We start from the raw sequence: 21656 nt of genomic DNA, 5'->3' as shown, positions 1-21656 counted from the left end.
CAGAACAGATACTATTTAATCCATAAACCCGAGAGAGGGTACCCGGACAATGAAAAAAAAATCATACATTGCCCAGCCCCATATTAGCGAGCAATGCAAAATCAACCAAGATGTTTCAAAAATATTGGAAGAGTACCAGCGCATGGCAGCCCTTTTTTTTGATATGCAATGCCACCAAGATAAGCTAATTCAAAGAATCATTAATCTTCAGAAAAATATGGTGGCAGCGGCACTGAACACAAATCAAAAAAATATTGACAATCTAAAGGAACCAGTGCACCGCCTGGTCCTTAAACCGTTTCTTGCAGGCATAAAAAAAAATAAAAAAAATTTACATTTTTCTCCAGAAAAAGCGATATTACTTATTGGGGAAAATCCTGATCTTATTCATTTAATTAAGAAATCTCTCTCGGATTTTAAAAATCCATTCATTCATATTGTCCCTGGAGATAATACAAAAATTCTGGGAAATAATTGTTATCAGGTGGACCTGCTCTCACCTGAATCAATAAAATCACTAAAGAACTTAATCAACAACTCTTTTCCGGGAATTGCAGCTATTATCAACTTGCTGGGTATGACAAAGCCATATGAGGGGAAAGGACTTTTGGGGGCCTACATACCCAGGCCTGAAGAAAAAAAAGACACATCCGAGCATAAGCCTTTGATGAGGCAAAGCCATGATGGAAATCTACAGGATGCCATAAAATGGTTTCTTTTTCTAAAATTCTTTATAAAAGAGCTTAAAAAAAATTCAGAGCAAGAAGATGCGTGCTTGGTGAATTTTTCATTTATGGATGGACAATTTGGTTTAAAAAAAGAACACGACTATTCTCTGGGACAGGCAGGATCAATTGGTTTGACCAAGGCTTTGGCCAGAGAATATCCTCAAATTAAAGTAAAATGTATTGATGTGGATCCTTCCGCATCTCCTTTGTATGTTATTGCCAGACTACGACAAGAGTTTGCTGCATTTGATGAAGAAATTGAGATCGGCCTGGATGGAAAAAATCGCTGGAAGTTGGATCTTAAAAAAGAGGAACCCTCTCCTGATTTGGGCATGACCTGTGAGTTGGATTCTGACTCCGTTATCTTGGCTACTGGAGGAGCATATGGTATTGTTTCAGAAATTCTTTTGGAAATTGCAGCAAGGTATGGTTCAAAAATTATCATTCTGGGCAGATCTCCTTTACCAGAAGCAGAATCACCAGAAACAAAAGAGTTTCAAACTTTTACGGACCTCCAACAATTCCTCATTAAAAAAGCAAAAAAACAAAATTCTATTTTATCTCCAAGCACTATACTAAACCAGGTTAAAAATATTTTAAAAGCCAGACAAATTCGTCGGAATATGCGTCTCCTTAAAAAAAGATGTGCTGCTGTTAAATACCATCCCCTGGATGTAAGAAATAACACAAAACTTGAATTTTTAATTAATAATATTTATGAACGATGGGGACGAATTGACGGAGTCATCCATGGTGCTGGCATTATAGAGGATAAGCGCCTTGAATCAAAATCTCTTGAGTCGTTTTCAAGGGTATTTGAGACAAAGGTTTTGCCAGCAGCTGTACTTGAAAAAATGATCCGTCCAGACCATTTGAAGTTTATGGTTTTTTTCTCATCAATTGCAAGCCGATTGGGAAATATTGGCCAGACCGACTATTGTGCTGCCAACGAAATATTGAACAAATTTGCCAATCGACTTGACAGTAAATGGCCAGGAAGAATTGTCTCAATTAACTGGGGACCATGGGATTATGGTATGATTTCTGAAGATCTTCGTAAATTTTTTACAACAAAAGGAATTCAGATGATATCTGTGGATGAAGGTGTTAAAATGTTTTTTGAAGAGTTATTTTTCTATAATAAACCAGCATCAGAGGTTGTTATTTCTGGAAGTCTTGATCTGACAAATGCAATTCAATAAAAATTAAATTGCAGAGCAAACACATCACAACGATTGTTCAATCATCACAAAAAGTATAAAGGAAAATAACAAAGTGCATTTTGGTGATATCCCAACAGTTGAAACCCAACGCTCAACAGACTTCAATGAAAACACTGCCCAACGTATGCCTTACGTGGGAGACATCCTTGAATACCAACCAGATGTCATGATAAAAATAGGCTATACACTTGACCTTGATGAAGACTTATACCTCAAAGACCATACTTTGATCCACGCATCTGAAGTCAGAAATATCTCTTCTTGTCTTCCTGTATTGCCGATGACATTTGGCCTGGAAATGATGGGTGAGGCGGCAGCCTGTCTGGCCCCAGGTCTTGGGCTCATCGGTTTTAAAAACGTTACAGCATCAAACTGGGTGGGGCTGGAAGATATTACAACCCTTCCTATTACCTTATCTGCACGATTTCAAGAAGATAATTCCATGCAGATGAGTCGTAAAATAAAAGTAGAACTTTTCAAGAAAGGATACGACTTTCCGGCAATGAGATGCGATGTTATTTTTGGGAAAAAATATCTTCTAAGTGTCTCTTTAATTTTTTCAGAACTTGTAACCCCCCAACCACTTCCCATCAGTGTGGAGCAATTATACAGTGAGCGATTTCTTTTCCATGGTCCCCTTCTACAGTGCATTTCTAAAATTCATGCTGTGGGAAAAAATGGCCTCATTGCAGAAGTAAAACTTTTTAAAACAGATAATTTATTTAGATCTACAGACACCCCCGAACTTTTAACGCATCCGAGCTTTATGGATGGCCTGGCACAACTAATGGTAGCCTGGTTTATAGACAAAGAATTCAATGCTCTTCCCATTGGTATTGATAACATTGAATTATATTGCCCAATACCAAAACTGGATCAAGATTTAGCGGTTTATCTTCAAATAAGCGAACAAAAATACAAAACCATTTCAGTAAATCTGGAAATTCATGATGGCAAAGAAAATGTATGGATGCGCATAGAAAACTGGAAATATGTCATTTTTCGGCATTGCGAATCCATGTCAAATTTTTTAAGACTTCCTGAAGTTTTTTTTGCATCAACTAAGTTGCCAGATTCTTCTGAAAACACAATTACCTTTGAAATCTCCAAATCCATCCTCCGGGACATAAATATAGAATGGCTTGCCAGAACCATTCTCCATAAAGAAGAGCTTTCTATATTCAAAAATATAAAAGAAAATTCTCCTGAGATTCAAGATTGGTTACTTCAACGTCTGGTGGCCAAAGATGCTGCAAGACATTGGATAATAACCAAAACTTCTCATTCTATGATTCATCCGGCAAGTTTTGCGCTTTCAACAAAAAAAGAGAAAACTTTTTCAATCACGCATATTCCAGATCAGACAACCACCCCAACAGTGGTTACAAAAATTTTAAAAAACAGTATAATTGCCATTGCACAAAGAGAGTAGTCTTTTTGCAAACCAATCTTTTTAAAATGGGGTTAACAAACCTCTCTTATATGCCATCACAAAAAATGAAGGAAAGAGACGAAAATATACTCCCAGAATGAAAAATTTCATTACGCCCAATTATTATTAAGGAAGGATTGAAGACTATGTCATCACTTGTTGAAATGAAGAATATAAAAAAAGATTACTACCTGGGAGAGACACGTATTACAGCATTAAAAAGCATTAACCTGTCAATACAAAACGGTGAGTTCGTTGCGGTCTGGGGTCCATCCGGATCTGGCAAATCCACACTGTGCAACCTCATGGGACTGACAGACAACCATACCTCAGGTACGCTCTTGTTTCAGGGAACGGAGGTCACATCCCTTTCTGACAACCAAAAAAGTGAAATGAGAAATCAACATCTTGGATTTATCTTTCAAAATTTCAATCTTATTCCTGTTCTTACCGCACTTGACAATGTAACGTTGCCCCTTCTTATTAAAGGTGAATTTGAAAAATCCAGCATTAACGCCGCCAAAAGTCTGCTTTTTGAATTGGGAATTGGAGATTATTTCCTTCACAGACCCCATAAATTATCTGGAGGGCAACAGCAAAGGGTGGCAATTGCCCGGGCATTGATCACAGCCCCTGACCTTATCATAGCAGATGAGCCCACCGCAAACCTTGACTCTGAAAACGCCCTTAAAATAATTGATTTAATGCGTAAAATAAATATTTCTAAAAAAACAACATTTGTCTTTTCAACCCATGACCAACGTCTTCTGGATCGTGTTAATCGTCAAATTAATCTGCAGGACGGTTTTATTACCAATGACTCTAAGGCAGATAAAAAAAATAATGATAATGTAGAGACTAATAAAAACACTAACTTCGAGACAAAACAAATGCTATAGGATAGATACGATCAAACTTTTTTCTATACAACCGCCACGGACGGACCAAAATCTATTTCGGTTTTGGTCTACCCACAACAGATATAAAAACGCCTCCCAGGTTGCGGGGACTTTCTTTATATAATATCAGGAGACAACAGTGAATTCAAAGTTTATTGTCTGGATCAAATTTGCCATGGCCAATCTTCTTAGGAACGGAAGGCGTTCTTTTTATACAATTATAGCAATTGCCATCGGATATGCAGCAGTAAATATATTTGGAGGATTTACCTCATATATATTTACGAATCTGAAAGATTCATTCATTTACTCACATGCCAATGGACATTTAACTATTTTCAAGAAAGGTTTTTTAACTGAAGGACGAATTGATCCCACCAAATATCTTATCACTTCTCAAGAATACGCTTTAATTGATGATATATGCGCAAAAATTCCACAAATTCTCATAGCAACCCCCCAAATGCAAATCACAGGACTCATCAGTAATGGAGAAGTTTCCACTGTGTTTATCGGTTCCGGTAGAGTTCCATCCCAAACCCAGGAAATACAGAGACAAGCCACTGGGATAGGTGGAAATTTAAAGTTACACAATGGTAAAGCCTTACAAGATGACATTCCTTATGGCGTGGGCCTTACCAATGGGTTAGCAGAAAAATTAAATATCGACATAGGATCAGACGCTGTGGTTATGTCCCCAACAGTTGATGGCAGAATTAATGCACTGGATGTTGAAGTTTTTCAACGGTACGATGTTCCTGTGGAAGAGCTCAATGATAAAGTTATGAGGCTTCCATTAAAATTTGCCCAGTCTCTCTACGATACAAAAAGCATAGACAGATTATCGCTTTTGCTGACTGATGAAAAACTGATTACTCCCATAAAGAAATTACTCCAAACAGCTTTTAAAAAAAACAAATTAGAAATGGAGGTCAAAACCTGGAAAGAGCTTTCACCTTTTTATAGAAAAGTAAAAGATATGTTCGATATTATCTTTATCTTCATCTTTATTATAGTATTCATCATTGTCGTTACAAGTGTTGTAAACACCCTCAGTATGTCTGTAATTGAAAGAACCAGAGAAATCGGTACACTTCGGGCACTTGGCCTAAAACGTAAAGGAATAATCGGATTATTTGCCATGGAGAGTGGCATGTTAGGACTGGTCGGATCATTTTTTGGAATTTTGATAACCATTCTGAACTGGTTGCTGATAAAACTATTCGAACCTCAATGGATGCCTCCTAACTATGTGATTAAAATTCCTCTGGAAATTTTCATGGTGCCGGTTTATATGTACTGGACGCTTTTATTTCTCGTTTTGTTATCATCAATAATATCAATAATTCCTGCAAAAAAAGCAGCATATAAAAATATTGTTGATGCACTTGGTCACACTTAAATATTAAAAATATAATAGAAACTAATTACTTATTATATTTTCAATCAAAAATTTATAAAGTTAACATCAAGTCTTTAAAAAAGTAAAACTCTAAGTCTTAATTAGTTCAATTATAATCAAAAAAAGAGGTGCAAAAATGAAATGGATATCAAGTAAAAAAACAGGAATAATTCTCTTTATATTTATTGTCTTTTTTAATACGAACAGTTTTTCAACGGAAAAAAATGGCCACACGATGGACCTTTCCATTCAAAAAATTTTAGAAAAAGCAGATAAAGCCCGTGGAAACCGTGATGGCATATCCTGGGAAGTTTCCATCCTTTCTTCTGAAAATAAAAAAAAATCAAAAATGGCTTTTAATGTAAGTGCACGTGGCTTTGACACACTGGCAGAATCAATTGCTCCCGCCAAGGACAAAGGAAACAAGATACTTATGGTCAATGGGAATATGTGGTTTTACAAACCAGGTTTAAATAAAGCCGTTCCTATATCACAACGCCAAAAGCTTATTGGAAATGCTGCATATGGTGATATTGCCGCCACGAACTATGCTGAAGATTATGAAGCAACGCCCATGCCTGATGACATCGTTAATCAAGAAGTCTGTCACGTTTTTCTTTTAAAAGCAAAAACTAAAAATGCCACATATGATCATATTCACTATTGGATTAGTAGAGATAGTGGGTTGGGCATTAAAAGCATATATTTTACGGTATCAGGTAAAAAATTGAAATCTGCAGAAATGAAATACGATAATTTTGTAGAAATTGATGGAAAGAGTCAGCCTTTTATTTCTAAAATTATAATTCGTGATATTCTAATAAAACAAAACATGACCACACTTTTGTTTGAGAACGCTCAGATAAAAGATATTCCAAACCATATTTTCAATCGTAACTTGTTAAAAAAATAATATTTTCAGTGCAATATAAAGTCTGATATGAGGAAACATTATGAAAAGACTAATCATTCCCAAATTTTTTATTATTGCTTTACTGTCTTTATCATTGACTACTACAGCGATAGCTGTAGAAAATAAAACAGCTCTTCCATCGCAAAAAGAAGTAACTGAATCCCCAAAATTCAGTAGTCAACTCATTGATAATTTCTCGTGGCGACTTAACCTTATGACACTTGGAATTATAAGAGAACCTGAAACCAATTCAATTATCAATTTCAACAATCAACAAAACATTAATAAATATCAAGCAGAAGTCAACATAAGACCCGATTTTGATCTGGATTTAGGCCCTTCAGTACATTTATCAATGAAACCCCGCTGGCGCTTACAATATGAAAAATGGACAGAAGGATCAAAAAAAAATACAAGCGACACAACGGATGAATTTTATTTTAATGAATGGCTGGCCCAAATAATGGTAACAGAGAAATTATTCGTGTCCTATGGGCGTGAAAATATCCAATGGGGTCCCTCTTTTCTGATATCCCCATCTAATCCGTTTATAAAGGATAACGGTCGTGACAACCCTAAAATAGAAGTTTCAGGGTTAGGCTATGGACGCCTTGTATGGATACCCCATTATAACTGGAGCACATCCCTGATAGTCAATACAGATGATGGGGAATATCGTTTTCACAACGATTTTGAAAAAACATACGCCATGAAAATTGACTACACCGGATACGAAAAATACTTTAGTCTAATTCTCTCTCATAAAGAATCTCAAGGTGAAACCTTAGGTTTATTTGCAAACTGGAGTATTGCAGATGCAATTCGGTTATATGGAGAAGGAAGTGTCGCGAATGAAATCGTTGATGAAGACTCTACAGATCTGAACTTTTTGTTAGGAATTTCATACACGTTAGAACTGGGTCCCACTTTTGCTTTTGAATATTACTACAATGAAAACGGATTTACAGGTCCAATTGAAGAATCTCTCTCACCCATTGGAAACGTAAATTTTGACGATGTTCTTATTCGTAAAAATTATAGCCTTCTACAGGTGTTCGATTCCAATATTAACGACTGTTTCAATTATCTTATTCGTTGGATACAAGATTTGGATGACTCTTCAAGCAGAACCATGTGTATACTGGAATACGAATTAGGTGATCATTTTAAATTTTTTACCATCGGAGATGTTTTTATTGGTGATACTGATGATGAATTTGGTAGCCTTAACAGCTATTCAGCATATTTAGGTATGGAACTGACGTATTGAGCAATAATAAAAAAATTGATATCATTGCCAAGGCATCATGATTTAATACCTCAACTTTCGGTGTTCGCATTTCGTGGTGGGGTCAGGCTTTCGTTATTGACATTATCGAGGCTTTTTTCGTTGGCAAAGGCCTTGGTCGATAACATCAATAACAAAAGCCTGACCCCGTCGGTACACTGACCCCATCGGTACATTTAAAAATGCTGGCTTTGAAATGAAGCCCGAAAGTTGAGTTAATACATTATTCAAATACCCCGACATAATGGCTGGAAATATTGTATAGGCCAGCCTCCATAAACAAAGATTAAAATAGCAACTTGATTATTAATCATATTATTTTCAATGTTTAATTTGTTCATTTCTAAAGGAGAAAAAAATGAATCATGCTGCATTGTTTAAACCCATTCAAATTGGTGATATTGAAATTAAAAATAGAATTGCCATGGCCCCCATGAATGTAGGCTATACGGGTCCCAACGGATATCCCAGTGAACAGAGCCTTGCTTGGTATGCCATGCGTGCGAGAGGTGGATTTGGATTAATAATGACGGAATGCGTTGTGATGAACCCTCACAGGTGGGCTGGTCACGAAGCTCTCAACCCACCGCTTTTGATTGATGAACGTTACTACCGCTTTCACAGCGAATTAACAGAAACTATTCATCAGTACTCGGGATGCAAGCTCTGCCTTCAGCTTAGCCCCGGATGGGGAAGGCAAGGTCATCCACACGTCAACTCCAAAGACTGCCCAGCTGGTGCTCCATCGGCCATTCCATTGGAGGTTGATATGCGAAAACTCAACCAAGGATGGATAAAACAAATAAAACGAATAGCACCGGAAGCATCTACTCTGTTACCGGATTTGGAAACATTACAGGGAATGAAGGGGGATGAATATATTGCTTTTAAAAACTTGGTAGTTGATTACATGGCAGATAAATTTCCAGAAATGCTGCATCTCATCTGCGGAGATACTCCCCGTGAACTCACAAAAGCAGAGATTGTTGATCTTGAAGATAGATTTGCTGTCCAAGCTCAAGCAGCTTTTAAACTTGGATACGATGCCATAGAAATTCACGCTCCCCACGGTTATTTATTACATCAATTTTTATCACCCCGGTCCAACAAACGTCATGATGAATATGGAGGAACAATTAATAACAGAGTCAGATTTTTAAGCAATATTATCATCAAAACACGAGAAAAAATTGGACATGATAAAGCATTTGGTGTGCGCTTATCTGGAGATGAGTTAATGCCTGGTGGAATACCCCATGATGAAGTCAAAAAAGTTATTGGATTATGTAAGGATGCAGGGGCTAATTTTTTTAACATATCACAGGGATCAGCAGAAAATCCAGGTGCAGCATTTGCACCCGATGGCGAAGGAGAATTCACACAGTGGGCACCTGGTTTCAAGCAGGCCTCTGGGGGAATGCCGGTGATAACCCCAAGCTTTATCAATCCAGAAACTGCTGAAAAGGCTATTCTTTCAGGGGAAACCGATATCATTTCTTTGGGCCGACAGGCCATTGCAGATCCATTCTGGCCAGTAAAAGTAAAAGAAGGGCGAGTTGAAGATATTGTCAAATGCAAAAGATGTCAACGTTGTTTTATGGACCTCATGACATCAAATTGGCTACGTTGCTCAGTCAATCCGATTGTTGGACGAGAGAAAATGTATCCAGAACTTTTCTTGGACACGCCTAAACTCACTAAAAAAATCAAGCAATTTAAGGAAAAAATAAAGAATCTACCCCAAATATGATAAATTTATAAAACCGATCGAATCGCTCTATATTGTAAAATATGAAACTATCAGAATTATTTTGATTGAGAGCCAATAAATGCAAAAAAACAATCGAAAAATTTTTTTTGCCCTTTTTTTAGGATTACAAATCCTCCTATTATTAGGAAAATTTATATTTTTTCCAGAATACAATAACGAATCACTAACTTCAGACTTGCAAAATCCTTTAAGCTTACTTGGATTCTGGAGTTATTTTATCGTAACTGGCACGTATGTGCTTTCTGCCTTCTTTTTTATCCCGATACTTATCCTGTTGAATATTATTTCAGGTGCTCTTTATGGACCATATATAGGAACCATCATATCGATATCAGGAATAACCTTAGGTAGTATGGCTTCAACAATTTCCGTTCGATATGTTTTTAAAGAAATCCAATTTTCTATTAAAAAAAATCCTAATGCTCAAGAAATATATTTATTATTATCAAAACATGGATCAATAATGGTAATAATAATACGCCTTATATTCATTGTTCCATATTTATTACAAAATTTAATTTTAGCTTTGACTCCTATAGGATTAATCAAATTGGCTCTACTGACATTTTGGGGGGCACTCCCAGGGGCTGCGGCCTATAGCTTAATTGGTGCAGGTCTTGTACAAACAAACGATGTGAATAAAGCTGGATGGTATATTGGAATAGGGGTAACGATCCTGACCAGTTGCTTTCTTTTAATGAAATATTTACGCAAAAAATTTCAAATTCCACCGAACAAACTTTAAAAATTGAATCAAAAACTGCGGGAAAATCAGCCATAGCTTGGAAAGCTATAACACCACAGAATTTAATTTTGGGGTTGATCATAAGCTGGGCCACTATGCGTTAGATAAAATCTGATCAACCGCAAGGGGACTGTAATTACAGAAAATAATCTCTAACACTAAATTTTTATCACAAAATGACCCACGTTATGACCAAACTCATAATTTTTAATCAACTAATTTTTTGGTTTCTGGCTTCTCCAGGTTAGAATTCAGGAGAGTAAAATGTTCAATCGCAAACTTAGACAACATATTTATAAAATTTCAAAAAGAAACATTCTCACCACTTACCGTGAACTTGGATTGAGTAGAGTAGCGGTTGCTACGGGAATGTATCTTTGGATGCTTTTAGTACGTTTTAGTATGGTCCTTGACCAATTTTTTTTTCCTAATATTAATAAAATAAATATCAAACAGCCTATATTCATCATGGGTGCTGGCAGAACAGGATCCACTTTTCTTTATAGACTTATTAATCGTCATAATGATTATGTGGCTTCAAAATTTTGGCATATTCTTATACCGTCACTTACACTAAGAGTATTACTTCATCCCCTTATTCACTTTATTGAGCGAAAGGAATCTAATGTGAATTATGAAGTTTTAGGAAGTGGGGAAGGCCATAAAACAACATTGACTACATTTGAGGAAGATGAAATGGTTCTCGGGCACATAATGGATACCCAGCATTTATCATTTTCAACATCACTTGGATTGCATCCAGATGGATTTGATGAGCTCGTTTATCATGACCAGCAACCTCACAGACGCGAAGCAGTCAAATTTCTAAAAGCTTATCTTCAAAGGCAAATTAAATTCTTAAAAAAAAATCAAGTCATATCAAAAGCTGTATTCTCTACTTTTCGTTTAAAAACACTTTTAGAAATTTTTCCAGATGCAAAATTTATTCATCTGATTAGATCTCCTCTTGATGCAATTCCCTCACATATGACTCTACACAAGAAAGTGAGTGAAAAATTTAATCCGGGTGTTAGCTCACAAGCTATTTCTACCTTTTTGAAGTATCGTTATCGCTATAATTGTGAAGCCTTGTTGCAATTTGAAAATTTACGATCACAAGGCATAATAGATGAAAAATGTTTTTTAGAAATTCGTTATGAAGATTTAAGAGATAATTTGGAAATGACAATGAACCGCATAGTTGATTTTACTGGCATTAATGTAGATAAAGACCTTCAAGCACATTGGGAAAAACAAGCACGCCGACAAAAATCATATAAACCAAATCATGTCAACTTAAGTTTCGAAATGCTTGAAATAACACCAGAGTTAATACAACAAGATCTAAAACAAATTTTTGAAAAATATAATTTTAAAACAAACGATCAATAAATGTTTCTTTGTGCGGGAATTGAACAATATCAGCCCTCCCCTGTGCCAGAATACTTGTTGCCACATGGATTTTAAACAGCTACTACAGGGCTCAGAAGATAATTAGTTCACGTGACCTCCCCAATTAGGTATTTATACGATATGCACCCGAAAAAAAGAAGCCGTAATCAAAAAATAATACCACCACATTCCAAACCAATCAGCCAGTTGGATAAAGGAAAAAGCATTAGAGAATCCATATTACACAAATAGAGCCAAAATAACATTTTACTATCAAATGCCAACACCAAAAATTGGAGTACCCAAGACAAATTTCAAAAAAAGCGATTGAAAATCAAGATGATGAAAATCATCTCGTATTAATCACAAAATCCTTAATAAAAAATGCGACAGGATTCTTGACAGACACCGATCATTACACAGTCAACCCTTCAAAAGTAGACTGACTGCACGGGAACAAAATATAGTCTTACCTCTCAAGAACAAACGTCACAAAAGAAAAAGTAAAACCACCATCTAAAGTTAATTTCAATAGAATGATTCAAAAAAAATTACATGGATTTTTGTTTAGCCAGACTCGCTTCCTGAATGCGTCCCTGTTTTTCCAATGCATTGGCAATCAACCTCCAGTTCTTCTTTCTAAGTGAGGCATTATCCGCTGACAGGGTATTGGACTTTCTTGCCAGGGATTCAGCCTGGCCGTATTGTCCCTGCACAGACCTTGTCTTTGCCATGAGGTGCCAGACCAGAGAATCCTGTCCATCAATGTTGAGGGCACGTTCCAATGTCTGAAAAGCGGCTTCAGGCTGCCCATGGTGCAATTCTTTCCGGGCGGTGCGGATAAGGCTCTCCACAATACCCGGCCGACTTTTTTTATGATGATACCCGGCCGGTATGGTCTTTGACGAAGGGGTGCCGATTTCCGGAGGTAGATGGGTCTGGGGAATGGATGCCACCCGGTGATCGGCGCAGGAAGCTGTAAAAAACAAAACAATTACAAAAAAAATCCATTGAGTGGATGTTAAAACGGCTCTCATTTTAAAACCTCCTTTAACCAGTCCATTAAATTGGCCGGTTTCAGTTTTCTGGATGGTTGTGTTTTTTCTTTTTCCCGAATCTGGTTCCCCCGGGTACAGGGACGATATTTTTCCGGAACAAATCCCCGGATAAAAGGAACAGACATCGCCCCGGAACAATTTTCATCTGTCCGGGCACCGGTTGCAGGATCAATGATTCCCCACTCAACATTTTCCGGAACCGCCAGAACCAGTGGCGCATTGGAAATTTTTGACATAACCCTTCCAAATATCTGCAAGGCACCGGTGGCTCCGGTGAGTCCACAGGAACGATTGTCGTCCCGTCCAACCCACACCACTGCCAGTCGGCTGCCTGAAAACCCGGCAAACCAGCTGTCCCTGTAACCATTGGAAGTACCGGTTTTCCCGGCAAAGGCAAGGTTTGAAGAGACCCATCGGGAAAGCGATTTCCCGGTTCCCTGGAGAACGGCACCCTGGAGTATTTTGTTCAATAAAAATACGGCCCCGGGATTCAGACGCTGTTCAATGGTCAGTGGATACCGCTGAAGACGTTCTCCGTCCGGTGTATAAATCACCCGAATGGCCCGGGCCGGGGTGTAAAATCCCCCTGAAGCCAGGGTATGATAAATCCTTGCCACCTGCACCGGTGACATCTCAATGCTTCCAAGCAACATGGAGGGCAGCCATGGCTTTGGGGGTGCCTGACCCATTCTTTCCAGGGTATCTGCAACAGCATCAACTCCCAGAGCCATGCCCAACCTCACAGTGGATACATTATAGGAATTGGCCAGGGCCTTATAAAGGGTAACAGTGCCGTGGGATTTTTTATCAAAATTTTGGGGTTGCCACATGGTGCCATCGGCATTTTTTATTTTTATGGAATTATCATTGATCCGGGAAATCATGCTGTAGATATCCGGGCGGTCCAAAGCAGTGAAATAGATGGCCGGTTTCACCAGGGAACCGATGGGACGTGTGGCGTCCAGGGCCCGATTAAATCCCCCCTTTGCTGATGCTCTTCCCCCCACCAAGGCCTGGATCTCATTGGAAGCCCTGGAAGTCACCACAAGACCGGTCTGAATTTTTTTATTCCTTTTATTCAGAAATCCTGCCACTGCCTGTTCCGCAGCCAGTTGAACCTGGGGATCCAGGGTGGTAAAAATCCGCAATCCCATGGCCCTGAGATCTGCTTCATTATACTCTTTTAACAATTGACGCTTAACCAGATCCAGATAATAGGGGAAGGGAGAATGGCCCAGGCGTGTTTTTTCAATTACATTCAAAGGGGCTGCCAGAGCACGTTTAAGTTCGGATGGGGAAAGCAGGTTCTGATCTGCCATCAGGTTTAATACAAGATTTCGGCGCTCCTTTGCACGGTCCGGATGGAGCCTGGGATTATAACCGGACGGTCCTTTTAGCATGCCCACCAGCAAAGCCATCTCCTGGGGGGCAAGGTCTGCCGGGGATTTACCAAAATAAAAATCAGCTGCCAGTCCAAAACCGTGGATGGCCCGTTTCCCGTCCTGACCCAGATAAACTTCGTTCATGTAGGCTTCAAGAATCTGCTCTTTGGTGAAATGAAGTTCCAAAGCTGCGGCCATGAACACTTCATTGATTTTCCGAACAAAGGATTTTTCCCGGGTCAAAAAAAAATTTTTGGCCAATTGCTGGGTCAAAGTACTGCCCCCCTGGGACAAACGCTTTTTTTTCACATTGACCACCATGGCCCGGAGAATGGATTTCGGATCAATGCCGTAATGTGTGTAAAAAGTCCGATCTTCCACGGCCACAATGGCCTTGACCAGCAAGGGAGGAAGTTGATCCAATTTAACCAGAACCCGGTCTTCCATGGATGAGGGATAAAACCGCCCGATCACCACCGGGTCCAGTCGAACCATTTTTACGGCTGATCCGGATTTTGGGTTTCTCACATCAACCACTTCATTGTTTTTTATGCGTATCCGTATATGGCGGGCAAGGGCCTGATCATCCCCGAAATTAAAGGATCTGCAAAACAGATCAAAGGTGTTTTTCATTCGAACATAACTGCCGGGATTTTCAAGGCCCTTCCAATCCTTTTTCCGGCGGTATCCCATGAGGCGCAGCTCTTTTTCAAACAGATCCGGCACCAGATGCATGGCAGGATAAATCTCCAGGGGACGGGCATAAATCTGGGCCGGCAGCTCCCACAACCTACCCTGGAACCGCTCTTGAACCACTGTATTGAATTTATAAAAATACCCCAGAAAAAGGGCTGTACATCCCATGAGAAGCAGTATTAAAATTTTTTTTTTCATTTTTTCCGTATCATTTTTTATATATGAAAAGCTCGCCTTCAAGTTTACCTAAGGAGGGGGCGGCATAATACCAGCTCCTTTTCCCTGAAACCACCCCGCAAAGCAGGAAAAAAAAGATAGACAATGTCGATTATCTTAGATTCTCAGGACGGTACCAAAATATGGGCATACAGGCAACATTGAAAACAAATAGCCTTCTGTAATATACTCAACTTTCGGCATCCATCCAGACGGCCCCCACAGTTCCGCCCTTGTTTTCGATTAAGAGTTGTGCTAACAGTGGGCGCGTTAATGACCCTTATTATTTAATGGTGACTGCGCCAAGTGCGCCCCAATCTCTGGATATTATTTAATGACACACTCTCAACATAATACAGCAGAAGAAACACCCCTTGCCAATTACAGGATGGATATCCGATATGATGGACAAGATTATTACGGATGGCAACGCCATAAAGAAAAACCAACCATCCAGGGGGCTTTGGAAAATGCCGTAACAGAGTGCTTTGGATTGCGGTGCAATGTGGAGGGCTCCGGACGCACAGACCGCGGGACCCATGCACTGGGACAGGTGGCCACCGTTCGTCTCCCCAAAGAAGTTGATGAAAAAAAAGCCTTGAGAAGCCTTAACAAGGCCCTGGATGATCCCATTGAAATTACCCTTCTTCAAAGAGTGGAAGATAATTTCCATGCAAGGGATTCTGCCCAGGGCAAGTGCTATTGTTATAAGATATGGAACCATCCTGATTTGCCACAAGCCATGGACGGCAAGGTGTGGTACATTCCCGGAAAACTCAATGTAAAGGCCATGCAGAAAGCCTGTCCTTTTTTTGTGGGAACCATGGACTATGCATCCTTTGCAAAGGTTCCCAACTATAAAAGAGCCACCACCATACGAACAGTGCACGCCCTGAATCTAAACCGGGATGAGGATCTTTTAACTTTTTCAATCATAGCAGACGGTTTTTTATACAAAATGGTGCGAAATATTGTCCGTGCACTGGTCAAGGTGGGAGAGGGAAGAACTCCAATTAAAGAGCTCCCTCGTATTATAAAAGCAAAAAATCGTAATGCAGCGCCCGGTACGGCCCCGGCATCGGGACTTTACCTTGATTCTGTTTTTTATGATCAAGACACCATGAATGCAGCCGTCAAAAGAAACCGGGAGAATAAAAAGTAACCATGAACAAATTTGTCCACCAGCGGCATAAGTCCCCCACCCACCTGACCCGGCCCCGGGAATTGATTGTTGCCTGTGTACCCATGCGAAGCAATGTCAACATCTCCCAGATAGCCCGCACAGCCAGTGCCTGTGCCGTGGAAAAAATGATTATCTGCGGAAATGCCTCTTTGATCTCTAAAATTGCCAGGGATGCCACTTCTGAACTTTCTGTTTCAACACACAGATCGTTGGCTCCTGTGCTTAAAAAATTAAAACAAAACGGCTACCGTCTTGTTGGAATAGAACAGACATCCAACTCCCACAATATACATGATTTTTCATTTCATCGTCGCACCGTCCTGGTCATCGGTAATGAACGCCTTGGCATCAATGATGAAATTTTAAATCAATTGGATGATGTCATTGAGATCCCTGTATGGGGAATGCCCCATAGTTACAATGCGGCGTCGGCAGCCAACATGGCACTTTATGAATATTGCCGCCAGTTTCCCCAAGGATAATAGAAATAATTACTTATTTCGATAAAACCTTCACAGCAACCTTTCCATCAAGGCCCTTTTGAAAAGCAGCCGCGTCCCCTTCATCCCCCACAAGGGAGCCGTAATGCATGGGAATGGCAAGTTTGGGCGCAATCTTCAATGCGGCCTGCACAGCTTCGTCTGCCGTCATCACATAGGTACCGGAAACAGGCAGCAGAGCAATATCACAGGAGACATCCGCCATTTCAGGAATCAAATCCGTATCCCCGGCATGGTATACAGTCCTCCCCTCCACATCCACCACAAACCCCAGCCAGTTTTTCTCTTTGGGATGAAACTCTTTGTTTAAATTGTATGAAGGCACTGCGAAGATGGAAACCCCTTTAATTTCAATTTTTTCCCCAGGTGCAAGAATATTAATTTGACCTTCAATGGAAGGTCCAAGGGCATGGGTAAGGGTGGCGGCAGAACCCTTTTCCGTGACAATCACCGTGTCTTTACCCAGAATTTTTTTAACATCATCCACTGAACAATGGTCATAATGATCATGGGTGATGAGTAAAATACCTGCTTCAACCCCGGGATCAATCTCATAGGGATCAAAATAGATCACAGGATCACTGTCAATGCGGATGCAGTCATGTCCCAGCCAATGAATTTTTTCAACAAATGTTGGATCAATCATTTAATTTTTACTCTCCTTTTTGGTGTGGTTCGCAATCACAAGTTAATGACTCAACTTTCGGGCTTCATTTCAAAGCCGGCATTTTTAAATGTACCGATGGGCTCAATGTGCCGACGGGGTCAGGCTTTTGTTATTGATGTTATCGACCAAGGCCTTTGCCAACGAAAAAAGCCACGATAATGTCAATAACGAAAGCCTGACCCCACCACGAAATGCCAACACCGAAAGTTAAGTTAATGAATGACTTTGGGGCAGACCCGGGCGGGAATGAAGTAAGTCGGGATCGGTATTGCACCATTCCCCATTATCGGCTGCTGTTTCGATTCTCCGGGCATGGTTCTTAATGATGAAAAAAAGGGTGATGAATCAGGCCATTTATCAATGGTACATTGAATTGTTTTTGAAATCAAATGTGAATTGAGCTTCTTTCATAATTTTCTGTACATGGTCTTAATTCTCATGTATGGTGCTCGGTTTTAAATGAGCAGGGCGGGCTTGAAAAAGCACCTTATTTACAATATTTTACATGAAAAATCACAGGGAGCGGTTAAAATATGTCTGCCATATTTGGTATTGATTTTGGGACATCCAATTCGGCATTGTCTGTAAGCATGAACAACGAGGTAAAATTATTAAATGTGGACAAAGAAAATCCCATTTCAAACTCATTAAAATCCATCCTCTATTTTTTAAAGGAAGATGGCCGGGCCAATTCCTATGTCGGCCATGAAGGGGTTCAAAAATACATTGAAAATGAGGCAGATGGAAGGTATATACAGTCCATAAAAACATTCTTGCCCAATAAAGAATTTGATAGAACCTCCATCTATGGAAAACAATATACCCTGGAGGCATTGATTTCCATATTTCTTACGGTGATGAAAGAACGGGGGGAGAAAATCATCAATCAGGAGGTGTCGGATCTGGTATTGGGGCGTCCGGTGATCTTCTCTCAGGACCCGGAAAGGGATCAACTTGCCCAGGATCGTCTGATTCGGGCCGCAAAGCTTGCGGGATTTAAAAACATCTCCTTTCAACTGGAGCCCATAGCAGCGGCCCTGGCCTACGAAAAAACCATAAAAGACGGAAAAGAACAACTGGTGCTGGTGGGGGATTTTGGGGGCGGCAGCTCAGACTTCACCATCCATAAAGCAGGGAACAATAGCAAAAGCAATAGAGAAAAGGACATCCTTTCTGTGGGGGGTGTTTATATTGGGGGGGATATTTTTGATTCTCAAATCATGCGGGAAAAAGTGGCCACCTACTATGGAAAAAATGTTAAGGCCAAATCCATGTGGAGTGATAATTTTTTCGGTCTTTCTCCCATTGTTATCAGCAAATTGACCCAATGGCACCTCATTCCCCAGCTGCGGTTACCCAGTACCTTAAAAAATATTAAGGAACTCAAAGTGAATGCCGGTCTCAAAGACCAGAAACTTCTGGAAAATCTGGAAAACCTCATTGAGTCCAATTATGGGTATCTGCTTTTCCAATCCATTGAGAAATCAAAATGCGAACTGTCCCACAAAGAGTCATCCCATGTCTATTTCAATGATTATGAGATCTGCATTGATGAGTTAATCACCCGGGATGAGTTTGAAGGCTTTATTCGCGAAAAGGTAAGCAGTATTAACACCTGCATTGATTCAACCTTAAGGGATGCAGGATTGACATCCTCAGATATTGACGTGGTGTTTTTAACCGGGGGATCATCCTATATTCCTTTGATTCGAAGCTTGTTTGACCAACGCATGGGAGCAGACAAAATACGCACCGCCGATGCATTTACCAGCGTTGCCTACGGCCTGGGTCTTCATGGTTCCATGATTTAAAACGAATATTGACAGATGGTATCATGCCGCCGCCCCCCCGATGGGCAATGGGCCCGGCCCGGAACTGTAGACAGCTCAATTGTCCGGTTCCTATTGCCCATCGGGGGGGGCGGCTCTGCCTTAGCTTGCCCGGAAGTTTTATTTTCTAATAGAAAAGTAGTTGCTGTGAACACCCAGCACCCAGTACCCAGTACCCAGTACCCAGTATGGGAGATTCTAAAATGAAAAAAATCAACATATTTCAAACGGCAATGGAACAGATGCTGACAGGTCTTTTGATCTCCCGCCAGGCAGACAATAAAATACTATGCATCAATAATGAAGCATGGCGAATTCTGGGCCTTGACCCCACCCCTCAATTGGGTAAGCTTTCTTTTAAAGAACTTTTCTTTGATGCCGGGGGAAAACTGTTTTACCCGGATAAAAGAATTCTTAACAATACAATTTTTGATCCCAATCTCCTGTCCCGATCACATGTGATTGTTAAAAATGTTGAAACCCTGGTGCAACAACCCGGGGGGAAAAAAATCCATGCCCTGCTCAGTGCCTCTCCGGTGTTGGACAATGCCGGAGAAACCATTGCCATGGTAACGGTTTTACAGGATATCTCCCAAAAAAAAATCAAGGAAATGGCCCATCTTGAGCATGAAAAAATGCTTGAGATGAAATTTTCCAGACAGACCGATAACCTTGAAAAAACCAACCGCCAGCTGGAAACCATTCTCAATGCCTCATCGGAAAGCATATGGATCTGCGATGGACAGGGAATTGTGCTTCGCATCAACCGTGCCACGGAAAATCTCCTTGGTATTTCTGCCCAAGAGGTGGTGGGTAAAAAAATCGATGATCTGGTTAAAAAAGACTTAATGGATCGCTCTGTCACCCGGGAGGTGCTCAATCGTAAGTGTCAGGTCAATATCATCCAGAAAACGGCCAAGACAAATAAACAGCTCCTTGTCACCGGTACACCGGTATTTGATGATGATGGATCCATTTCCATGGTGATCACCAATGAACGGGATATGACCCAACTCAATGATCTCCATGAAGAGCTGGAACTGGTGCGTCTGGAGAGTAAACAGATAAAGGATGAACTCACACAACTCAACCTCAGGGAACTCAAAGAACAGGAGATTGTTGCACAAAGCAAAGAGATGCAGCATATACTGCTGACATGCCAGAAACTTGCCAACCTGAAAATTTCCAATATCCTTATCATGGGGGAATCCGGCACAGGCAAGGGATTTCTTGCCAAGTTTATCCATTCCCGGAGAAACAAGGGGCCCTTTGTGCAAATCAACTGTGCGGCCCTTCCTGAATCTCTCATTGAAGCTGAACTGTTCGGCTATGAAAAAGGCGCCTTTACCGGTGCCGGAGAACGGGGGAAAATAGGGCTTTTTGAGATGGCACGGGGGGGCACCCTGTTTCTGGATGAAATTGGAGAAATGACCCTGCCCATGCAGGCAAAATTGTTAAAATGCATAGAAGATAAAGAAGTGATGCACATCGGCGGTCTGACCCCCATTAAAATAGACTGCACCGTCATCGCCGCCACCAATGTTAATCTTGCGGATCAAATAAAACATAAAAAATTCCGGCAAGATCTTTATTTTCGCCTGAATACCTTTACCATCACCATCCCTCCCCTGCGGGACCGGCTGGAGGATATTCCCGAATTAACCTTTTTTTTCCTGAAAAAATATAACAAAGAATACAGCCTCAATCGAAAACTCTCCCCCCGCAGTGTCAATGCCATCCAGGATCACGAATTCCCCGGTAATGTTCGGGAATTACAGAACATGATTAAAAAAGCGGTTGTCATGGGAGAATCCGCCATCATTGAACAATTTGACAAAAAAAACATTAAAGATCCCTTTTTTGCATCTTCCCATGACAATACATGGAAAATGGAAAGCGGTTCCTATGTTTTTAATGACAAGGTTCTTGCCTATGAAAAAAAACTGCTCTCCCGGGCGGTGAAGGAATTTAAGACCACCCGTGCCATTGCAGCAGCCCTTCATATGACTCAGTCCCAGGTGTTTAGAAAATTAAAAAAACATGGCCTGAAGACAGGCAAATGATTCAAAAAAAAATCGTTTTTCTCCATTCAAAAGTCTTCCTCCCCGTTAAAACGCTATAAAATCAGCGAAATACTACACTAAAAGTCCCCCTCCATTGTTCCACCACCTGTTTTTGATTCAAAATTAATTCAAAAATACACCATCTCAAGATCTTAACCACCCAATTAGATTCGATATAGAATCAAATCCAAAATCATTCCAAATAAAAACAAAGAACAATAAATTTTAATCATTATATTTCAAATACTTAGAAACATACATTGCATTAA

At 40.1% G+C, this 21656-nt stretch carries 16 protein-coding genes; 13 read left to right on the top strand and 3 right to left on the bottom strand.

The features are described 5' to 3' along the window. Positions 1 to 49 precede the first annotated feature (49 nt). The 9 genes from B9A32_RS13310 to B9A32_RS13270 all read left to right on the top strand — a co-directional run bounded on the left by B9A32_RS13310 (position 50) and on the right by B9A32_RS13270 (position 11793). Positions 50 to 1930 (top strand): SDR family NAD(P)-dependent oxidoreductase, encoded by a 1881-nt coding sequence (locus B9A32_RS13310; protein ID WP_084069937.1) that lies wholly within the window; start codon positions 50 to 52, stop codon positions 1928 to 1930. Between the two features lie 73 nt (positions 1931 to 2003). After that, positions 2004 to 3383, top strand: a complete 1380-nt coding sequence (locus tag B9A32_RS13305; RefSeq protein WP_084069936.1) for a polyketide synthase dehydratase domain-containing protein — start codon at positions 2004 to 2006, stop codon at positions 3381 to 3383. 146 nt (positions 3384 to 3529) lie between these two features. Then, positions 3530 to 4282, top strand: a complete 753-nt coding sequence (locus tag B9A32_RS13300) for an ABC transporter ATP-binding protein (RefSeq protein ID WP_139795826.1) — start codon at positions 3530 to 3532, stop codon at positions 4280 to 4282. Between the two features lie 139 nt (positions 4283 to 4421). Continuing rightward, the gene (locus tag B9A32_RS13295) at positions 4422 to 5684 is read left to right on the top strand and encodes an ABC transporter permease (RefSeq protein WP_212637936.1); all 1263 of its coding nucleotides are present in this window, start codon (positions 4422 to 4424) and stop codon (positions 5682 to 5684) included. A 136-nt stretch (positions 5685 to 5820) separates the two neighbouring features. Beyond that, positions 5821 to 6597: an outer membrane lipoprotein-sorting protein gene (locus B9A32_RS13290; RefSeq protein WP_084069934.1), complete on the top strand. Its 777-nt coding sequence runs from the start codon at positions 5821 to 5823 to the stop codon at positions 6595 to 6597. A 40-nt stretch (positions 6598 to 6637) separates the two neighbouring features. Further along, positions 6638 to 7867: a hypothetical protein gene (locus B9A32_RS13285; RefSeq protein ID WP_084069933.1), complete on the top strand. Its 1230-nt coding sequence runs from the start codon at positions 6638 to 6640 to the stop codon at positions 7865 to 7867. A 376-nt stretch (positions 7868 to 8243) separates the two neighbouring features. Then, a complete protein-coding gene (locus B9A32_RS13280; protein ID WP_084069932.1) occupies positions 8244 to 9635 on the top strand; it encodes an oxidoreductase in 1392 nt (463 codons plus the stop codon). Positions 9636 to 9714: 79 nt separating this feature from the next. Continuing rightward, complete coding sequence (locus tag B9A32_RS13275) at positions 9715 to 10401, top strand: TVP38/TMEM64 family protein (RefSeq protein WP_084069931.1); 687 nt, start codon at positions 9715 to 9717, stop codon at positions 10399 to 10401. 264 nt (positions 10402 to 10665) lie between these two features. After that, positions 10666 to 11793 carry a sulfotransferase family protein gene (locus tag B9A32_RS13270; RefSeq protein ID WP_084069930.1) on the top strand — a complete coding sequence of 376 codons (1128 nt, stop codon included), beginning with the start codon at positions 10666 to 10668 and terminating at the stop codon, positions 11791 to 11793. A 551-nt stretch (positions 11794 to 12344) separates the two neighbouring features. On the opposite strand, the gene B9A32_RS13265 is transcribed toward B9A32_RS13270, so the two are convergent. Both B9A32_RS13265 and mrcB read right to left on the bottom strand, forming a co-directional pair. Then, positions 12345 to 12830 (bottom strand): hypothetical protein, encoded by a 486-nt coding sequence (locus B9A32_RS13265; protein WP_084069929.1) that lies wholly within the window; start codon positions 12828 to 12830, stop codon positions 12345 to 12347. Continuing rightward, complete coding sequence (gene mrcB, locus B9A32_RS13260; protein WP_084069975.1) at positions 12827 to 15127, bottom strand: penicillin-binding protein 1B; 2301 nt, start codon at positions 15125 to 15127, stop codon at positions 12827 to 12829. Before mrcB ends, B9A32_RS13265 begins: the two co-directional genes overlap by 4 nt. A gap of 352 nt (positions 15128 to 15479) precedes the next feature. Here mrcB and truA point away from each other — a divergent pair, with 352 nt between their 5' ends. Both truA and B9A32_RS13250 read left to right on the top strand, forming a co-directional pair. After that, entirely contained in the window at positions 15480 to 16307 is an 828-nt protein-coding gene (gene truA, locus B9A32_RS13255) for a tRNA pseudouridine(38-40) synthase TruA (protein WP_084069928.1), read from the top strand. A gap of 2 nt (positions 16308 to 16309) precedes the next feature. Then, complete coding sequence (locus B9A32_RS13250; RefSeq protein WP_170923824.1) at positions 16310 to 16810, top strand: TrmH family RNA methyltransferase; 501 nt, start codon at positions 16310 to 16312, stop codon at positions 16808 to 16810. Between the two features lie 13 nt (positions 16811 to 16823). On the opposite strand, the gene B9A32_RS13245 is transcribed toward B9A32_RS13250, so the two are convergent. Further along, positions 16824 to 17474, bottom strand: a complete 651-nt coding sequence (locus B9A32_RS13245) for an MBL fold metallo-hydrolase (protein WP_084069927.1) — start codon at positions 17472 to 17474, stop codon at positions 16824 to 16826. A 554-nt stretch (positions 17475 to 18028) separates the two neighbouring features. Here B9A32_RS13245 and B9A32_RS13240 point away from each other — a divergent pair. Both B9A32_RS13240 and B9A32_RS13235 read left to right on the top strand, forming a co-directional pair. Further along, complete coding sequence (locus B9A32_RS13240) at positions 18029 to 19306, top strand: Hsp70 family protein (RefSeq protein WP_084069926.1); 1278 nt, start codon at positions 18029 to 18031, stop codon at positions 19304 to 19306. 221 nt (positions 19307 to 19527) lie between these two features. Further along, the gene (locus tag B9A32_RS13235; RefSeq protein ID WP_170923823.1) at positions 19528 to 21387 is read left to right on the top strand and encodes a sigma 54-interacting transcriptional regulator; all 1860 of its coding nucleotides are present in this window, start codon (positions 19528 to 19530) and stop codon (positions 21385 to 21387) included. Positions 21388 to 21656 lie beyond the last annotated feature (269 nt).

It is taken from the genome of Desulfocicer vacuolatum DSM 3385 (assembly GCF_900176365.1).
In the GTDB taxonomy this organism is placed as follows: domain Bacteria; phylum Desulfobacterota; class Desulfobacteria; order Desulfobacterales; family Desulfobacteraceae; genus Desulfocicer; species Desulfocicer vacuolatum.
Note: the sequence above shows the minus strand (reverse complement) of the source record. Positions and strands in the feature narration are given on the sequence as shown.